At 68.8% G+C, this 16,932-nt stretch carries 20 protein-coding genes; 4 read left to right on the top strand and 16 right to left on the bottom strand.

All coding sequences use genetic code 11. From position 1 onward, the window contains the following. The first annotated feature begins 1,329 nt into the window (after nt 1-1,329). Nucleotides 1,330-2,121, top strand: a complete 792-nt coding sequence (locus J4709_RS47430) for a hypothetical protein (RefSeq protein WP_208252072.1) — start codon at nt 1,330-1,332, stop codon at nt 2,119-2,121. A 42-nt stretch (nt 2,122-2,163) separates the two neighbouring features. Here J4709_RS47430 and J4709_RS47425 read toward each other — a convergent pair whose 3' ends face one another. From J4709_RS47425 to J4709_RS47395, 7 genes are all read right to left on the bottom strand, one after another. Continuing rightward, nucleotides 2,164-2,658 carry a hypothetical protein gene (locus J4709_RS47425; protein ID WP_208252071.1) on the bottom strand — a complete coding sequence of 165 codons (495 nt, stop codon included), beginning with the start codon at nt 2,656-2,658 and terminating at the stop codon, nt 2,164-2,166. Then, the gene (locus J4709_RS47420; protein WP_208252070.1) at nt 2,640-3,557 is read right to left on the bottom strand and encodes a phosphotransferase; all 918 of its coding nucleotides are present in this window, start codon (nt 3,555-3,557) and stop codon (nt 2,640-2,642) included. Before J4709_RS47420 ends, J4709_RS47425 begins: the two co-directional genes overlap by 19 nt. Nucleotides 3,558-3,591: 34 nt before the next feature. Next, on the bottom strand, nt 3,592-4,347 hold the full coding sequence (locus tag J4709_RS47415; protein ID WP_307802112.1) for a hypothetical protein: 756 nt from the start codon (nt 4,345-4,347) through the stop codon (nt 3,592-3,594). Nucleotides 4,348-4,914: 567 nt separating this feature from the next. Continuing rightward, complete coding sequence (locus tag J4709_RS47410) at nt 4,915-5,217, bottom strand: hypothetical protein (RefSeq protein WP_208252069.1); 303 nt, start codon at nt 5,215-5,217, stop codon at nt 4,915-4,917. A 141-nt stretch (nt 5,218-5,358) separates the two neighbouring features. Next, nucleotides 5,359-6,219 carry a helix-turn-helix domain-containing protein gene (locus J4709_RS47405; RefSeq protein WP_208252068.1) on the bottom strand — a complete coding sequence of 287 codons (861 nt, stop codon included), beginning with the start codon at nt 6,217-6,219 and terminating at the stop codon, nt 5,359-5,361. Between the two features lie 30 nt (nt 6,220-6,249). Next, the gene (locus J4709_RS47400; protein WP_208252067.1) at nt 6,250-6,771 is read right to left on the bottom strand and encodes a DUF6879 family protein; all 522 of its coding nucleotides are present in this window, start codon (nt 6,769-6,771) and stop codon (nt 6,250-6,252) included. After that, nucleotides 6,743-7,030 carry a hypothetical protein gene (locus J4709_RS47395; RefSeq protein WP_208252066.1) on the bottom strand — a complete coding sequence of 96 codons (288 nt, stop codon included), beginning with the start codon at nt 7,028-7,030 and terminating at the stop codon, nt 6,743-6,745. Before J4709_RS47395 ends, J4709_RS47400 begins: the two co-directional genes overlap by 29 nt. A 108-nt stretch (nt 7,031-7,138) precedes the next feature. Here J4709_RS47395 and J4709_RS47390 point away from each other — a divergent pair, with 108 nt between their 5' ends. Beyond that, a complete protein-coding gene (locus J4709_RS47390; protein WP_208252065.1) occupies nt 7,139-7,342 on the top strand; it encodes a DUF397 domain-containing protein in 204 nt (67 codons plus the stop codon). A 92-nt stretch (nt 7,343-7,434) separates the two neighbouring features. On the opposite strand, the gene J4709_RS47385 is transcribed toward J4709_RS47390, so the two are convergent. From J4709_RS47385 to J4709_RS47370, 4 genes are read right to left on the bottom strand one after another with little or no spacing between them, the layout of a single operon-like run. Beyond that, nucleotides 7,435-8,502, bottom strand: coding sequence for an ArsO family NAD(P)H-dependent flavin-containing monooxygenase (locus J4709_RS47385; protein ID WP_208252064.1), 1,068 nt, complete (start codon nt 8,500-8,502; stop codon nt 7,435-7,437). Next, complete coding sequence (locus tag J4709_RS47380; RefSeq protein ID WP_208252063.1) at nt 8,499-8,912, bottom strand: arsenate reductase ArsC; 414 nt, start codon at nt 8,910-8,912, stop codon at nt 8,499-8,501. Before J4709_RS47380 ends, J4709_RS47385 begins: the two co-directional genes overlap by 4 nt. Continuing rightward, nucleotides 8,912-10,030, bottom strand: coding sequence for an ACR3 family arsenite efflux transporter (arsB, locus tag J4709_RS47375; RefSeq protein ID WP_208252062.1), 1,119 nt, complete (start codon nt 10,028-10,030; stop codon nt 8,912-8,914). Before arsB ends, J4709_RS47380 begins: the two co-directional genes overlap by 1 nt. Beyond that, nucleotides 10,027-10,338 carry an ArsR/SmtB family transcription factor gene (locus tag J4709_RS47370; RefSeq protein WP_232385135.1) on the bottom strand — a complete coding sequence of 104 codons (312 nt, stop codon included), beginning with the start codon at nt 10,336-10,338 and terminating at the stop codon, nt 10,027-10,029. Before J4709_RS47370 ends, arsB begins: the two co-directional genes overlap by 4 nt. Before the next feature lie 122 nt (nt 10,339-10,460). Here J4709_RS47370 and J4709_RS47365 point away from each other — a divergent pair, with 122 nt between their 5' ends. After that, nucleotides 10,461-10,898: a MerR family transcriptional regulator gene (locus J4709_RS47365; RefSeq protein WP_208252061.1), complete on the top strand. Its 438-nt coding sequence runs from the start codon at nt 10,461-10,463 to the stop codon at nt 10,896-10,898. 241 nt (nt 10,899-11,139) lie between these two features. Here the strand turns inward: J4709_RS47365 and J4709_RS47360 are convergent, their stop codons facing one another. From J4709_RS47360 to J4709_RS47345, 4 genes are all read right to left on the bottom strand, one after another. Then, nucleotides 11,140-11,961, bottom strand: a complete 822-nt coding sequence (locus J4709_RS47360; RefSeq protein WP_208252060.1) for a hypothetical protein — start codon at nt 11,959-11,961, stop codon at nt 11,140-11,142. A 75-nt stretch (nt 11,962-12,036) separates the two neighbouring features. Beyond that, complete coding sequence (locus tag J4709_RS47355) at nt 12,037-13,392, bottom strand: MFS transporter (protein WP_208252059.1); 1,356 nt, start codon at nt 13,390-13,392, stop codon at nt 12,037-12,039. Nucleotides 13,393-13,426: 34 nt separating this feature from the next. Then, nucleotides 13,427-15,100, bottom strand: coding sequence for an FAD-dependent oxidoreductase (locus J4709_RS47350; RefSeq protein WP_208252058.1), 1,674 nt, complete (start codon nt 15,098-15,100; stop codon nt 13,427-13,429). A gap of 52 nt (nt 15,101-15,152) precedes the next feature. Further along, on the bottom strand, nt 15,153-15,314 hold the full coding sequence (locus tag J4709_RS47345; protein WP_208252057.1) for a hypothetical protein: 162 nt from the start codon (nt 15,312-15,314) through the stop codon (nt 15,153-15,155). A gap of 77 nt (nt 15,315-15,391) precedes the next feature. Between J4709_RS47345 and J4709_RS47340 the strand changes: the two genes are divergently transcribed. Further along, nucleotides 15,392-15,757, top strand: a complete 366-nt coding sequence (locus J4709_RS47340) for an ArsR/SmtB family transcription factor (RefSeq protein ID WP_208252056.1) — start codon at nt 15,392-15,394, stop codon at nt 15,755-15,757. Nucleotides 15,758-15,817: 60 nt separating this feature from the next. Here the strand turns inward: J4709_RS47340 and J4709_RS47335 are convergent, their stop codons facing one another. Then, complete coding sequence (locus J4709_RS47335; protein ID WP_208252055.1) at nt 15,818-16,879, bottom strand: flavin-containing monooxygenase; 1,062 nt, start codon at nt 16,877-16,879, stop codon at nt 15,818-15,820. Nucleotides 16,880-16,932: the final 53 nt, after the last annotated feature.

The raw sequence follows: 16,932 nt of genomic DNA, 5'->3' as shown, positions 1-16,932 counted from the left end.
CACCGACCATGCAAACCTGACTTCGGAACCACCAGCGCCCACAAGAGCCCTGAAAGGTCCCGAAGCCCAAAGCGTCCTTTGTGAGCACAAAGCGGACATCGATTCTTCTCAATTTCATCACTCACCGTCATTCCAGCAGGTCACCTGGCCCGGCACCGGCCCTCGACGGCCGGTCCTCATTGCGGGACCTGGTCATAGGTGGTACAGCCGATCTTCTTGCCGGCGCTGGCACCGGCCCTCGACGGCCGGTCCTCATTGCGGGGCTGTGAAGAAGACGGAACTGGGCGTCCAGCCCGGTATCCCGACACCGGCCCTCGATGGCCGGTCCTCATTGCGGGTACATCGTTGCGCAGCGGGCCCGCGCACACGGAATCAAGCCGACACCGGCCCTCGGACGGCCGGTCCTCATTGCGGGTTCGGGTTCCCGCCGGCCGAGATGCTGATGTACCGCTCCGACACCGGCCCTCGACGGCCGGTCCTCATTGCGGGAGCCACCACAGCGACGACCTGCCGTACGCCGACGCCTACCGACCCGGCTCCCGCTGGCCGATCCTCATTGCGGGCTGAACCTTGTGGCGGCGGTGCCCGCCGGCAACGGCCGCCGACACCGGCCCTCGTTGGGCGCTCCTCATTGTGGGATGCACGAGTTTGTAGGCCTGGCCGGTCACGATCTGCCCGACATCGGCCCTCGGTGGCCGGTCCTCATTGCGGGCTCCTGAACAAGTCGGGCGGCTGCTCGCCGACTCCCGCCGACACCAGCCCTCGCTGGCTGGTTCTCATTGCGGGACTGTCGAGGGCCGCCGGACCGTGAACACCTGGTGCCCGGTCCGACACCGGCCCCCGTAGGCCGGTCCTCATTGCGGGGACATGTGGGACCCGGAGCGGCACGTCGTCGCCACGCTGCCGACACCGGCCCTCGACGGCCGGTCCTCATTGCGGGTTCGGGTTCGTGGTCCGCAGGTTAGCGATCTGCCACGTACCGACACCAGCTCTCGCTGGCCGGTCCTCATCGCGGGTTCGTCAACGGGTATATCGATGTCGTCTTGGTTGGCGTCCCGACACCGGCCCTCGCTGGACCGGTGTTTCCGAAGCGAGAGGCGTCGAAGGTGTCAATTAGCGGTGGCGGGCCCCGCTGATGATGAACGTGCGGTTGATCACCAGCTGGCCGGTTGCCGCGCAGGCGTCGCTGCAAGCCCATCATCCCTGGGGCAACCGATCTACTGACGCTCAGCCGCACGTTCCGCATCGGCACCACCCACCAGCGACACCGCCCTGGCAGCAGCGACTAAACGAGTTGCCACGTAGAGCTATGCCCTAAACACTCATCATATGACCGCTCTCGACCCCACCCCGCACCTCAAGCGCATCACCCGCGCTGAGCAGGTTGGCCGGCAGTTGGCCTCCTCGATCCAGACCTGGGTGACGTCCGAGCCTGCGCGTGGTGAGGTCCAAATCGCCGATGACCGGCTCAGCTTGTCGGTCATCCTACGGCTCCAACAGACCCCTCCACTGGAGGAATGGTGTTGGAGCTTCGGTGAGTCGGTGCATCACTTGCGGGCCACTCTCGACAACCTGGTCATGAGTATTGCCGGAGCCGCCGCTGTTCCTGCCAGCAAGGCAAAACGCGTCTCGTTCCCCGTCTCCGCCACCCAGCAGGCATGGTCGAAGGACCGGTTGAAGATCAAAGACCTGCCCATCGAGTACCGGACGGCCATCGAAGCTATCCAGCCCTTCCAGCGTGGAGACGATCAAGCCGCGAGAAATGACCCATTGGTCCTGCTCCGCGACCTCGACAACCAAGACAAGCACTACATCCAAGTGGCGGGATCCCTTGAGCCGAGCGAACTGCGGCACGAAGGCGCCCTGGTCTTCGAATCCGAGGCAGGGGCCCGGGCAAGTCTCCCACCAGAAGTCGAGGTCTTCGCCACTCCGTTCGAAGACGGTCAGACGCTAATGCACTGGCGCACCAAAGGACGAGTCGCCGACGTCAAGGGAAGCTTCAACATCGTGGGCCAAGTGCAGGTCGCATTGCCGGGTGGCCGCCAGGAAGGGGTGACTCAACTGCTGGCGGCGCTATGCGTCTATACACGACAGGTAGTCGATTATGTGACCTCCGCTTAACGTAATACATCCCTCGCAGTGCCGCGGGCAAGGGGAAAGCCGTTAGAGGCGAGCGTCATTAAGCGTTTTCCAACGAGTCGTGAGGAGGTTCACGAGGTCTTTGATCTGAGGTGCGGGGAAGGTGATCTGCGCTGTTGGTTCGGGCCTTGCGCAGCCGTCGTCGGTGGGGATCAGCCAGAGCACCGCCTGCCAGGCTTCGGGGTGGGTCCAGCGGCGCATCCGGTGTCCAAATATCTGATCTCCTCCCAAGATGCCAATGAGCCGCTCAGCGTCGTTGACCGGCAGTTTTAGCCAGGCGTGTCCCTTGTAGAAGGTTGCCCAGCGTTGCCGGTCCTTGGCCTGGACGGGTGAGCCGTGGCCGTTGTGTTCGATCGATTCGCCGAGGTCTTGGCAGCAGCCCATGGTGGTGAAGTTCAGCGCCCAGAGGGCTCGGACGAGCGGGATCATGCGGAGGTCGATGTCGGCGAGGCCGCCGCCGGGCAGGGCGAGGCGTTCGGCGGGGTGGATCTGCTGTTCCTTCAGGTGTCCGCCAGGCATTCCAGGGCTTCTTTCAGGTCGCGCAGGGTGCCGAGTTGGTTGGAGTCGTCGTGTTCGGTGGTTGCGGCGTACTTGAGCGTGGCTTCGAGGAACCACTCGGTGACCCAGAGCTTGAACCAGCCGCCGGCCCAGCGGTGGGCGGGCAATCCGCCGCGGTCGGCGAGGGCTTCCTCGGGGCCGCCGGCGTCCATATAGGCGTTGAGCAGCTGCGTCACCTTGCCCAAGTTCATGGGATCACCCGTGCCTTGCCAGGACACCATGTCGAGCAGGCCGGGGCCGGTGAAGGCCCGCGCCAGGTCCAGGAGATAGGGGCCTCGGTCGGTGACATGGAGTGAGGTCGGATGGAATTCGCTGTGGCACAGGCCGAACGGAGGAAGCTCCGCGCCGGTGGCCCGGTGGCTGGCCAGGCCTTCGAGACGCTGCAGGGCTTTGCGGATGCCGTTCGTGTCGGCTTCCTGCCATCTGCCGGCGGCCTGGAGCTGCTCTAGGGTCCGGAGGGCTTTGGTGGGCAGGGCTTCCAAGGCGGCCTGGTCCAGGACGGGGATGCCGTCCATCGGTGGGCACCGGTGGACGGCCACGGCTGCCTGGGCGGCGTCGTGGAGGGTGGCGTCCCGGATCTGCTCGCCGAGGTCTTCCAGTAGGAACGCCGCGCTGCCGTCCGGTTGGACGGTACTGGCCAGCACTGCGGGGACTGGGACGTTGTGCGAGGCGGCGTGTCGAAGGATCGCCGGCTCGGCGCCGAACCGCTCCACCGCGTACTTCAGGATGACGGTTCTGCCGTCGTCCAGGTGGAGGCGCTCCACGCCCGACATCGACCACACGCGGACCTTCTCGCGTGTGCTGACCGCGGCGCCGATCTGTTCGGCGAGGGCTTGTACGGTTTCGGGCCGGACGGCCACCCCGCGAGGGGCGGCCGCCTGACCGCTCGGAGAATCAGTTGCCACAGGCGCGGACCCTTTCGACCCACTCGTCGCGGAAGGCGCCAAGCTCGCGGCGGAACTCGTTGATGTCCGCGCCGTAGGGCGCCACGCAGCCGCCCGCCATGTGCTGCTCGACGCCGGACTGGCATCCGTGCACCAGGCGTCCGCCCAGGGCGGCGTGCGCCTTGATCTGCTCGACCCGGCGCGGCTCATTGAACCAGGTGCCGTGGTACAGCTCGTCGAGCTTCTCGGCCTCGCGCGTGTCCAGGTCGTACACGACCTTGGCGGCCTCGCCGAACATCCAGGCCGGGCCGACGTTGCTGATCGACCCGTCCAGCTCGACGCGGTTCAGGGCCATCATGGTGCCCATCTCGGTCAGCACGCGCAGGTCCCGGGCCGTGACGCCCATGGCCGCCAGCGACGGGTCCTTCAGGTACTCCTCGCGGAACATGTAGGAGTAGACGGCGTAGGCGGTCGTGAGGACCTCGGCGGGGTCGCGCGTGGAGCGGCCGTGCTCCTTGATGAACTGCAGCGCCAGTTGCTCGACCGTGGTGTCCTGGGTCTCGTGCGCGTCCAGCAGTGCGGACTTCACGGCGTTCCAGTCGCACACCAGCCAGGACGGGTTCTCGTAGCGAAAGAAGTACTCCGCCGGGTCGATGGTGGTCCGCCGTCCCTGGACGGTGACACCGGCGATCCGGTTCCAGCCGCCGTGCAACGGCTCGGGCAGGTCGGCAACGATGCTCTGTGCGGTCTCCGGCAGGATGGTCACGGTTCCTCCTTTGAGCCTTCCGGCTCGGTCAGATGCCGGGTTCTACAGGTCTGGCGAACGGGCCCCGGCCGAGGGAACCGGGGCCCGCATGGGTCACGACCGTCGAGACCCATGGGTTGTCCGCCCTTGGATGAGCAAGGCGCTATAGACCACGTCCTTCCTTGGCGATGTCTGCTTGGGCTTCTCCGGCGAGCTGGCGCTGCCGGAGGTTTGGCCCTCCGAGCGGCGGTGGGGGCGCGGGGGCCAGGGGGAGCCCCCTCTCCGCAGCCCGGAGGTGTCTTGGGGATGTCCGGACTGGTCGTGACCTACATGGTCACTATCTGGGGCGTTGTTGCCGGCGCTGCGGAGGTGGGGCCGCGCCTCGTCGAAGCGGATGCTGGGCGGCCCGTGTAACGGGCGGCGGGTTTCGCGGACGAGTCGACGCTCGCGGCGCGACGCCTCGGTGGTGTGCGCCTCGGCGGTGGATCCAGGGCCAGATCAGCCAAGTGATACCGGCCCCGAAGACGACGCAGACCAAGCCGTAGATCAGCACCCAGGCCACGATGGGCCCATAGTCGACCGACATCGCTAAGGCCGGTGCGACCAGGTGGGCGCCATGTCCGGCGAGTCGGTGACCTCCCGGGCCCGCTCATCCTGCCGCGCCATCGCCTTCTTGAGCTCCGACCACTCCGAGGCGTGGAGCCTGTCCACCAGCCCGGCGTCCAACTCCAGGCGTGTGAGCGGCCCGCGCAGATGAACGGTCCACAGGCCGGTCGTGTCCGACAGGTAAGGAGCCGCCCAGCGTCCCTCGGGAATGCCGAGGGCGGGTAGCGGGTCGTTCTCGTCGACGTGTGGGATGTCGTCCGCGTGGTGGAGCTTCTGCGAGGTCATGCGGTCGCCAATCGAGTCCGTCAGCCGTGGTGAGGCCAGATCGCGGGCGGTGCTTCGGGGTGGAACTCTGTGCACCACCGACACTGACCGGTCGTCAGGACGCCGGTCCATGAAGTTGCGCGGAGTTGCGCCTGTGTTGCGCTACTGGGCTTCGAGCGCGGCGAGGGACTCGCTGATCAGCTCGCGGGCGGCTGAGCCGTAGACGGCGAGGGCGGACAGTTCGTCGAACGCCTTGAAGTAGGTATTCAGCTCGCTCGGCGCGGTGACGGTGACGTTCGCGGTGAGCAGCTCGACGTGGACCTGTGTGGTGTCGTAGACCGTGAAGCCCTCGACCGGCCACATCGGCCGTGGCGCACTGGCGGGAATGATGCCTACCGAGACCGAGGGCAGCGACATGTCTTCGAGCAGGCGACGGAGCTGCTCGGCCATGACCGCTGGTCCGCCGATCCGGTAGTCCAGGACGCACTGCTCGATAAGGAACGCGAAGGTGTGGCCGCCCGTCGTCAGGACGCGCCGCCGGCCCAGCCTGGCTTCGACTGCGGCCTCAACGTCGTTGGGGATGTTCCGGAAGTCGGTGATGGCCTGCAGCAGCGCCCGCACGTACCCGGCCGTCTGGAACAGGCCGGGGATGACGTGCGGCTGGTACACCCGCATCCAGCGGGTCTGCTCGTACAGCGGCACGTAGGACTGCTGAAGCTTGCGCAGTCCCGTCGGCTCCAGCCGCCGCCATTCGACGTACCCGCCTTCGGCTGCACGAAGGGACGCGATGAGGTCGTCAGCCTGGCCCTGAGCACCGCAGGCCTCGCACCACGCGCGGATATCGGACTGGGTTACCGGCTGGACCGCCTTCTCGATCCGGCTGACCTTGCTCTTGTGCCAGCCGACCGCGGCCGCGAGGTCCGTCCCGGACAGCTCGGCAGCTTGGCGAAGCTCACGCAGCCGGTCGGCGAGGGACTGGCGCGCAGCCTGGACGCTGGAAGAAGGCGAAGGTGACGACGGCATGGCAACGGTCTGACGGAGATCTCACCGACCCTAGCTGATCCGGTACTCCCGGTGGTCGATGGCCCGATCCCAGACGGCCTCGAAGGCCTGGGCGCACAGCTTGATGGCCGCCGGATCGTCGGTCAGCTCATCCTCGATGTGCTCTCCGTCCCCCGCGAAGTGGTGGAACCGGATCAGGCGATCGTCGAACAGCCAGAAGTCGTTGCCCGGCAGTGCGAGGTCGCTGGCGTTCCTGCGCGGGAGCCAGCGCACCTGCTCCCCGGCCGACAGGTTCATCGACTCGGTGACCGCGTATTCGAACCTGATGTAGGGCGTCACGGGCTCGGAGACGATGCGCGCGCGACGCACCGAGACGCCCCGGGCGACCGCCGGAGCGATCAGGGCGTGCCAGTCGCTCTCGCGCTGCGTCCGGTCGTATGCAGGGCCGTCACCGGTGAACGCTCGGAAGGACGGATCGGAGGGAACGTAGGCGTCGCGCATCTCCAGGTGCAGCGCCTGGGTCGTGCAGCCGCCGATCAGCTCGTCAAAGCCTTTGAGTTCCAGCGTCCGCATCGGCTTCCTCCATCAGCGCCTTCAACAGGACATCCCTCATCCGTGCGGGGATGCGACCCACGATCTCGTTGGGGCCGATCGGGCTCAGCCCGTCGACTTCCGCCAGCTCGCCCGCTGAGGTGACCTGAGGTCCCTGGAACAGTAGATCACCGGTGGCGTCGTCCACGATCAGCGCCGGGCAGTGCCCACCGTCGGTGTCCGGGTCGATTGCGACCAACCGTAGAGCAGCCATCACGGCCTCCCGTCTGGTGTTGCGCACAGTTGCGCCTCAACAGAGGCTCACCCCGCCCCGGGAGGAGCGTCAAGCGAACGCAGCGACTATTTTCAACGCTGCACGCGACCAAACCGGGACCATGAAGGGCGCTCTATGACGAAGCAGGCCGGCGAACCGCAGTGGCGAACGTCCAGCTACACCGAACGACAGGACTGCGTCGAACTGGCCGCTCTGGACGCCGACTCCATCGGCATCAGAGACAGCAAGAACCCAGCCGGGCCTCGCCTGTCTGTAACACGAGCGGACTTGCGCGACCTCGTCAGTCGCGTCAAGGCCGGTCAACTCGATCGCTGCTGAGCATTCGGTTTCCGGGGCCTCTTGACCAGCACTTCCGCAGTTCGCATCCGCTCTCAGGAAGCGCGCCGTTGGGGGCTTGGGGCAGCCCCATGTCACTGCGTGATGGTACGCACGGCGTCTCGGGCTGTTCGGGCGGCGCCGATGAGGGTGGCGGAGCCGGGGCCGGTCCAGTCTCCGTAGCCGAGGAGGTGGAGGCGCGGTTCAGCGGCGGCTTGGGTGCCGCCGTTGGTGGGGATCCGGCCTGTGTTGTCGCGGAGGCCGAGCGGGGTGAGGTGGCTGAGAGCAGGTCGGAAGCCGGTGCACCAGATGATCGCGTCGCAGTCTTGGGCGTGGCCGTCGTCCCAGGCGATGCCGGTGGCGGTGAGGCGGGTGAACATGGGCCGGACTTGTAGGGCACCGTTGTCGCGGGCCTGGCGGACTGAGGGGACCATGACGATGTCGCCGAGTCCGGCGATGCCGTCGGGGTCGCTGTGGCCGTTCTGCTGGGCGAGGTAGCGGCGGGTGGCCAGTTCGAAGAGGGCTCGGCCGTCGACGTCGTCGGGTAGGAAACGCGGTGGGCGTTGGGTCGTCCAGGTGGTGGTGGCGTGGGGTGCGAGGTCGGCGAGGATCTGGGCGGCGGAGTTGCCTCCGCCCACGATGACCACGTGCTGTCCCCGGAATTCATCGGGGGCGCGGTATTGGACGGTGTGGAGTTGGCGGCCCTTGTAGTCGCGTTGGCCGGGGTAGTAGGGCAGGTAGGGGCGCCACCAGGTGCCGGTGGCGCTGATGACGTGCCGGGCCCACCAGGATCGGGTGGCGCTGTCCAGCCGGAGGAGGCCGCCGTGCCTGTGGACGGCTTTGATCCGGACGGGACGGGTGATGGGCAGTTCGTAGCGCTTCTCGTAAGCCGTCAGGTAGTTGACGACGTGGGCGGCGGGCGGGTTGCCGGGCTGTGGTGAAGGCGGCATTGGCCAGCCAGGCAGCGAGCTGTAGCGGGCCGGTGAGAACAGCCGGAGCGAGTCCCATGCGTGTGGCCAGGCCCCGCCGGGTTGTTTCTGGGCGTCGAAGATTTCGAAGGTGAGGTCGGTTCGCCGCAGGTAGTAGCCGGCGGCGAGTCCGGCCTGGCCGCCGCCGATGACGGCGACGTCCAGGACGGGTCGGGACGAGGTCGTGTCGGTCACGCCTGCTCTGCGCTGGTGAGTTCGGCGGTGAGCTTCTCGATGCGGCTGCGGACCTGGTCGCGGATGGGGCGGATGGCGTCGACGCCTTGGCCGGCGGGGTCGTCGAGCTGCCAGTCGAGGTAGCGCTTGCCGGGGAAGACGGGGCAGGTGTCGCCGCAGCCCATGGTGATGACGACGTCCGAGGCTTGGACGGCGTCGACGGTGAGGACTTTGGGGATCTCGGTGGAGATGTCGATGCCCTCTTCGGCCATGGCCGCGACGACGGCAGGGTTGATCTGGTCGGCGGGCTGAGATCCGGCGGAGCGGACTTCGACCCGGTCGCCGGCGAAGTGGGTGAGGTAGGCGGAGGCCATCTGGGAGCGTCCGGCGTTGTGGACGCAGACGAACAGCACGCTGGGCTTGTCAGGCATCAAGGGGCTCCGGTGTAGGGCGAGGGCTGTTCCGGCGCGGTGGTGAAGCGGCGGCGCAGCCAGAGCGAGACGTAGACGAGGCCGACCAGCACGGGCACCTCGATCAGCGGCCCGACGACGCCCGAAAGGGCCTGGCCGGAGGTGACGCCGAAGGTGCCGATCGCGACGGCGATGGCCAGTTCGAAGTTGTTGCCGGCGGCGGTGAACGCCAGGGTCGCGGTGCGCGGGTAGGGCAGCCGGACGCCCCGGCCGAGGGCGAACGCCCCGCCCCACATCAGCGCGAAGTAGGCCAGCAGCGGGAGCGCGATGCGGGCGACGTCGGCGGGCTGGGAGGTGATCGTCTTCCCCTGCAGGGCGAACAGGATCACGATGGTGAACAGCAGCCCGTACAGCGCGACCGGCCCGATGCGAGGGAGGAACCGCGACTCGTACCACTCGCGGCCGCGGGCCTTCTCACCGAAGAGCCGGGTGAGGTAGCCGGCCAGCAGCGGGACGCCGAGAAAGACCAGCACGTTCACCACGATCTTGCCGGTGGAGAAGTGCAGGTCGTTGGTGTCCAGCCCGAGCCAGCCCGGCAGGACTTGCAGGTAGAACCAGCCGAGGACGCCGAACGCGACGACCTGGAAAACCGAGTTCAGCGCCACCAGCACCGCGGCGGCCTCCCGGTCGCCGCAGGCCAGGTCGTTCCAGATGATGACCATCGCGATGCAGCGGGCAAGGCCGACGATGATGAGCCCGGTGCGGTACTCGGGTAGGTCGGGCAGGAAGATCCAGGCCAGCGCGAACATCACGGCGGGTCCGACGATCCAGTTCAACACCAGCGAGGAGACCATCAGGCGGCGATCGCCGGTGACGGTGTCGAGCCGGTCGTAGCGGACCTTGGCCAGCACCGGATACATCATGATCAGCAGGCCGAGCGCGATCGGGACGGAGATGCCGCCGAGTTCGACCTTGCTGAGCGCGTCGTCCAGGCCGGGGATGGCGCGTCCGAGTCCGAGGCCGAGCGCCATCGCGGCGATGATCCAGACGGGAAGGAACCGGTCCAGGGTCGACAGCCCGGCGACGACATTGGGGTCCTCGCGGCCGACGGCGGCGGGTGCCGATTCGGTGCTGGTCACGTACAGGGCCTCTTTCGCTCGTTGGCGGCCGCCTGCCGGGCGGCCTCAGCCAGCCCGGTCAACTGGCCGGCCAGGTCGTCCAGCGCCTCCGGACGCAGCCGGTAGTAGGTAAAACGGCCACACGGCTCGGTATCGACCAGGCCCGCCTCACGCAGCGCCCGCAGGTGGTTGGAGATGTTGGTCTGCTTGGCCCCGGTCTCCTCGACCAGGTGGCACGTGCACAGTGCCTCGCTCGCAAGAAGCGAAACGATCTGGGCCCGCAGCGGATCGGCCAGCAGCCTCAACACATCAGCCTCAACTGACATCATCACAGAATGATACGTCACCGAACGTGCGGGAGTGTGCCACTGCCGGTGCGTGAGTGCGAGCTTCAAGATTCCGCCGGAATGGGCTTGAACTTGGAGCGCGGTCCAAGTCTTAGCCTCGCGGTATGAGGGTTCACCAGGTGGCCGATGCGCTGTCGGTTGGACAGTTGGCGGCCCGCGCCGGGGTGCGGGCCGACACGGTGCGCTATTACGAGCGGGCGGGGCTGTTGCCCGCCCCTCAGCGCACCACCGGCGAGCATCGTCGTTATGACCGGCGTGATGTGGACCGGCTGCTGTTCATCCGGGGTGCGCAGCGACTGGGTCTGCGGCTGGCGGAGATCCGCGAACTGCTCACCGTGCGGGAGACCGGGGTGTGCGCCTGCGAGCCGGCCGAAGGCCTGCTGCGCCGCCACGTCGACGAGATCGACGCCGAGATGACCCGGCTGGCGGCGCTGCGATCCGAGCTCGTCGGCATGCTGACGCAGATGCCTGGCCCGGACTGCCCGGACCCTGAGCCGGGGACCTGGTGCCCGCCTGAGCTTTCTAAGCCCGAAGGGAGGTGAGATCCAAGATGTGCCCATGCTGTGACGACCCGATGTGTGACGGCACCTGCTGCGGCGACTGCTGCTGAGGTGCAGTGCACGTCCCGCCCCGAGGCGCCAGGGCGGGACTGTGGGTGGAGGCAGACTGCCCATGGCAGAGCCGGAAGATGGTTGATGCAGACCTGGTTTCTCAGCATGTCGAAGCACAGCACCGGCGGTCGGGAACGCTCGTTGCGAGTACGTGGCGGTGCGGACGTGCCTTCTAGAACGGAGCCCTGGCGCGCTGGGCGTACAGCTCGTAGCCCGCGCTGAGCATCGAGGTCGCGGCCAGGGTGCACCAGTACAGGCCGCTCACCGATCCGGTGACGCGGGCCAGCGCGATGCGGTTGCCCTTGGCCGACTGGGCGGCGGTGACCTGCTTGTCGAGCACGCTGAGGGTGCCGTGGGTATCGCCGTGCGCCAGAGCGCTGCAGGCGCTCCAGATCAGCTCGGCGGTGTCGGCGGAGTATCCGGCGGCCGGTGCGGCGTCGCGGACCATGTCCTTGTAGGAGGCCGGGGTCTTGTTCATGGTCTTTTCGGCTTCGGCGGCGGTGACGCCGAGCGCGGTGGCCAGCAGGGCGTACAGGTCGGTGAGTTCCTGCTGCAGGGTCTTGGCGCCGGGGTTGCTCAGTAGACCGCGGATCCGGTGGGCGGCGCGGATCTCGGCGCGCTGCATCGCCAGTCGCCGGGTGATGCGGCCGGCCCGGTCTGCCGGTTGCAGCAGCCACACCGCTCGCGCGGCGTTCTCCATCGCGGCGCGAAGCAGGGTGAACTGGGAGTGGGTGTGGATCATCAGCTGGTCGCGGCCTTGTGGCGAGGAGTGCAGCGTCGAGTGCAGGCCCAGCAGGTGGTCTTGCGCGACGGTCAGGGCGTGCCAGGCGCCGTGGCCGACGTCGTGCGGGTGGGACTTGGCCTCGTCACCGGCCAGGGGGCTGCAGGGCTGGATGTCCCATGCCTGCGGCGGGGTGTGCAGCGCCTGGTGGCGCTGGTGCTCGCGGTCGACCAGGCGCGCCAGCTTGTGCAGGAACTCCTGCTCCTCACTCATGCCCATCGACGGTACGCCCGGCTCTGATAAAAGGGCCAAGGAAATTCCCTTGGCCGTCGTGCCGGCCGTTGCGTTCTACCCGGGCGGCTGTTCGGCGGGCGCCGGGCCGGTGCCGAGACCGGGGGTGGTGGCAGGGCGGTGCGGGATGCTGCCGGTGGCGGCCACAGCGGCCAGCGCCGCGGTGGCGGCCAGGGCTGCGAACAGGGCGGGGTAGCCGCCGAGACCGGCGGCCAGCGCGGCGCCTGCAGCGGGGGCGATGGCGCCGGCAATGGTGACGGGCGCGGCCATGACGCCCGACAGGGAGCCGTAGGCGGCGGTGCCCCACCGGTCGGAGACGGCGGTGGCCTGCAGCAGGGTGGCGATGCCGCGGGTGGTGCCGGCCAGCACGGTGATGGCGATGAGCAGCGGGACGGGGCCGGGCACCGCGGCCAGTGCGATGGTGGTGACGGCGGAGCCTGCCAGGATGCACACAGTGCGGGTCCGGACGCTGCTGCGGCGGGCCAGGGTGCGGTAGCCCAGCCGCCCGGCGACCTGCCCGACGCCGCCCAGGCCGAGTGCCCAGGCGGCGATGCCGCTGGAGGCGCCGCGCGAGGTGAGTAGCGGAATGAGGTTGGTCAGCACGGCGTACATCGAAAACGCCGACAACGTGAGCGCGGTGGTCAGCAGTAGGAACGGCGAACTGCGCACCACCCTGCCCACCTGGTCGCTGCCATGGCCGCGGTCGGCATCGCTACCGCCAGCGGCGCCGCCCACGGACTCGCTCGCGGGGACGGTGCCGTGCTCGATGGCCGGCGGCCACGGGCGGCGCAGCGCGAAGTAGTGCAGCGGGATGGTCACCGCGGCCAGGACCGCGGCCAGGACCAGATAGACCGACCGCCAGGACATATGGGTGGCCAGGGCGCTGGTGAGGGGTGCGAAGACCGTGCTGGCCAGGCCCGCGACGAGCGTAAGGGTGGTCAAGGCGCCCAGGTGGCGGGGGGCGTAGTAGCGGGTGAGTGCGGCGAAGGCGGGCTGGTAGAGCACGGCGGTCATCGCAGTCCCGGCCAGCAGCCACGCGGCCAGGAACCAGAACTGGTTCGGCGCGGCCGCCAGGCCGAGGACGGCAAGGACGCCCAGCACTGAGCCGCCGGTCATCAGCAGCCGGGGGCCGCGCCGGTCCAGCGCGCGCCCCAGCGGGATCCCGCCGAGCGCGGCCAGGATCAGCGCGGCGGAGAACGCCGTGGTGATGGCGCTGGTGGACCAGCCCGTGTCGCGCGCGATGCCCGGGGCCAGGACCGGGAAGGCGTAGTAGAGCACGCCCCAGCTGGTGATCTCGGTGACGCACAGCGCGATCAGAGGAACGCGGCTGACCGCATTGTGAGTGGTGGCGCTGCCCGGGCTGGGGGGAGCGGCGGAGCCGGTGCTGGCGGCGGGTTCGTCCGTCGCCGGCACCGGCCCTGGCGTCGATGGTTCGTGAGGCACCGGGTCAGTTGTCGCCGCGTTCGGTGTCGCCGGAGTAGCCGTGGACGCGACCGGTCGCAAAGCCCAACCCGGCCGGAACGCCGATGCCGATGGTCACCGGCTCGGGCGCCGATCCACCGCAGCACGAGCCGCCTCCAGCGTCGCCTGCGATGACCGTGACGGGCGCCTCGGCGGGCTCGGTGCTGCAAGAGGTGCCGCAGCCATCGCCCGCAGCCGCGCCGGGCAGCTGGTCTTCGGTGATCAGGTTGGTGGAGCAGACGCCGGTTTCGGGGAGGTCGAGTTCGACGGCGTCGGCGGCGGCTCGGTCTCCGGCGAGCGCGGCGACCACGGAGCGGACCTGCTCGTAGCCGGTGGCCATCAGGAACGTCGGGGCGCGGCCGTAGCTCTTCATCCCGACCAGATAGAAGCCCGTCTCGGGATGGGCGAGGTCGCGCTCGCCGTGCGGCGGAACGGTGCCGCAGGAGTGGAAATTGGGGTCGATCATCGGCGCCAGGCGAACCGGTGCCTCGGTGGCCGGGTCGAGCTCGACCCGGACTTCGCGGAGCATGTCCAGGTCGGGACGGAACCCGGTAGCCGCCACCACGGCGTCGGCCTCGATGACGCACTCACCGTCCGGGGTCACGCCTATGACGCTCACCGGGCCGGCGGCCGGGCCCGCGTCAGGGCTGGCGAATCCGGTGATCGTGAAACTGCGTACCAGGTCGATCTCGCCGCCTTCCACCGCGGCCTTGAGGCGGGTGCCGAGCGCGCCGCGGGCGGGGAGGCCATCGGCGTCGCCGCCGCCGTACAAGCGGGCTACCGAGGCGCCGCGGACGGCCCAGGTGATGCGGGTGCCGGGCGCGGTCTTGGCGAGTTCGGCGAGGGCGAGGAGGGTGTTGGCGGCCGAGTGGCCCATGCCGACCACGAGTGTGTGCTTGCCGGCGAAGCGGTCGCGGTCGCGGTCCAGCACGTCCGGCAGCGGACCGGTCAGGTAAGGGGCGGCCTGCTCCTCGCCTGGGGCGAGCAGGCCGGAGTGGCCGAGCGGGTTGCTGCGGCCCCAGGTCCCCGAGGCGTCGATGACGGCACGGGCGGTGAGGTCGGTGACGGCGCCGTCCGGGCCGACGGTGCGGACCAGCAGCGGCTGCTCGTCGCGGCCGACGGTGCGGGTCACGTCCACGCCGCGCCGGGCGACGGCGATCACGCGAGTGCCGGTACGGATCCGTCCGGCCAGCTCAGGCACCCGCGTCAGCGGGGCCAGGTAGTCGCGGACCAGCTCGGCGCCGGTCGGCAGCGCCTCCGGATCGGGCAGCGTCCACCCGGTGGGCTCCAGCAGACGGCGGGCGGCGGCGTCGGTGTCATACCGCCACGGCGAGAACAGCCGGACGTGTCCCCATGCGGAGATCGCCGCCCCGGCGGCCTCTCCGGCCTCCAGGACCACGAAGTCCAGACCGCGTTCCGCCAGATGAGCGGCAGCGGCCAACCCGACCGGCCCCGCCCCGATGACCACCACCGGCAGGTCGCCGGAGTCGGCGTCCTCGACACACCCGCACCCGGCGCTGGTCTTGGCCTCGATCACGGTGACCGCCGGGTCCAGGGACTGCTCGGCGTCGGTACAGCAACTGCTGACCCCGCAACAGCCGCCCGCCGCATGCTCGGGCGCTTGCTCGGCGGACTCCTGGTGCTGGTCGTTCTCGCTCATGATCTCTCCTAGCTGCGTTGCGTAGGTGGCCTTGCAGAGTGGGCGGTCCAGGTCAGAGACGGGCGTGGTGGGCGGCGGTGGCCACTCGGTCGCGGTGGGCGGCCGCACGGCAGGCGCTGGTGCAGACCTCCCCGAGGTCGTCGCGGAAGGTGACGTGCCCGCCGGAGCGTGCGGTGCTGTGCTGAGCGGTGATCCGGGTGAGCAGCGTCTTCATCACAACCCCTTGTTTAGACGTTCTTCGAAGCAGGCGCCAGTTTGCATCGCTGCATAGATAGATGTCAAATTAGAGCCATGTCTAAGTTGTTGGAGTTGGAAGACGTCACCGACCCGGTGTGCTGCGCGCCGCTGAGCGGGCCCGCCCTGAGCGAGCAGGAGGCCGCCGAACTGGCCGGGGTGTTCAAGGCGCTGTCGGACCCGGTCCGGTTGCGGTTGCTGAACATGATCGCCTCGGCCGAGGAGGGCGAGGCGTGCGTGTGCGACCTGACCGGCGCCTTCGAGTTGACCGCCCCCACCATCTCCCATCACCTGAAGGTGCTCCGCCAAGCCGGGCTGATCGACGGTGAGCGGCGCGGGACCTGGGTGTACTACCGGGTGGTGCCTGAACGGCTCACCCGGCTGTCCGGCCTGTTCGCGCTGCCCGCGCTCACCACGTCCTGAACCCTCCACACCGGCCGCCCATCCCCAACTTCCTCGCGCGAGCGTGCTCCTTGTGCAGACCTACTTGCGAAGACGGGTGAGGACGTGGCGGGCGTCGGCGCCGACGCCCCGCAGGGTGGCCGACGCGAACGACCGCTGCCACTCCAGGCCCACGTAGCCCAGTCCCGGATGGGTCATGGAGATCCCTCCGCGGTGCAGTGGCTCGCCGTCCGAGCCGAGCGCGCCCAACTCCTCGAGATAGCCGACCCCGGGCCGGAAGCCGGTGGCGAGCAGAACCACGTCGACGCGCTCGCGGATCCCGTCCTGCCACACCACGGATTCGCCGTCCAGTCTCGTGAACATGGGGCGCCGGTCCGGATTGCCGGTGGCGATCTGCGCCCGGTAGGTGCCGGTATCGAAGACCGGTGTTCCCTTGCCGCCGGTCAGCAGTGGACGCGCCCACCCGGCCGCGTCCAAGCCGGTGCGCTGCAGCCACAAGTGCATGTCGACGCCGAGAACGCGCTGTGCCATGAAACGCAACGGATGCCGGGTGGCCAGCGTGACGCGCGACTGCCCGGCCAACTCGATGGCGATCTGGACCGCCGAGTTCCCGCCACCCACGATCACGACCCGCTGCCCGGCGAACTCCTCGGGCCGCCGGTACTGCGAGGAATGAAGCACCGTGCCGGTGAACGAGCCCAGCCCCGGTACGTCGGGGCGGTGCGGTCGGCTAAAGGCCCCGGTCGCCGCGATGACGATCGGCGCAGTGAAGATCTCGCCGTTGTCGACCACGACTTCGAACATGCGCTTGGACGCCGCGTCCGCCTCGACGGCAACCTTTGCCACACGGTGGGCTGTCCGAACGTCGGCGTCGAGCCGTTCGGCGTAGCCGGCCAGGTAGGCGACGACCTCATCACGCCTCGGGTAACCGTTCGGGTCACCAGGGAACGGAACGCCAGGCAGGGCGCTGCGGCGAGCCGGAGAGAACAGCGTGAGGCTGTCGTAGTAGTGCGGCCATGACCCTGCGGTGGACTGGGCGGCCTCCAGGATTACCGGACTCAGGCCGAGCTCGCGGGCGACGTGGGCTGTGGCGAGACCGGCCTGGCCGCCCCCGATGATGATGGTGTCGGAACGCTGAGGCATGCCCTCAACATAACATCATTTCATGAAATGTTAATATGTTGGGGCGACGTAGA

Source organism: Actinomadura violacea (assembly GCF_017573465.1).
Lineage (GTDB): Bacteria > Actinomycetota > Actinomycetes > Streptosporangiales > Streptosporangiaceae > Spirillospora > Spirillospora violacea.
Note: the sequence above shows the minus strand (reverse complement) of the source record. Positions and strands in the feature narration are given on the sequence as shown.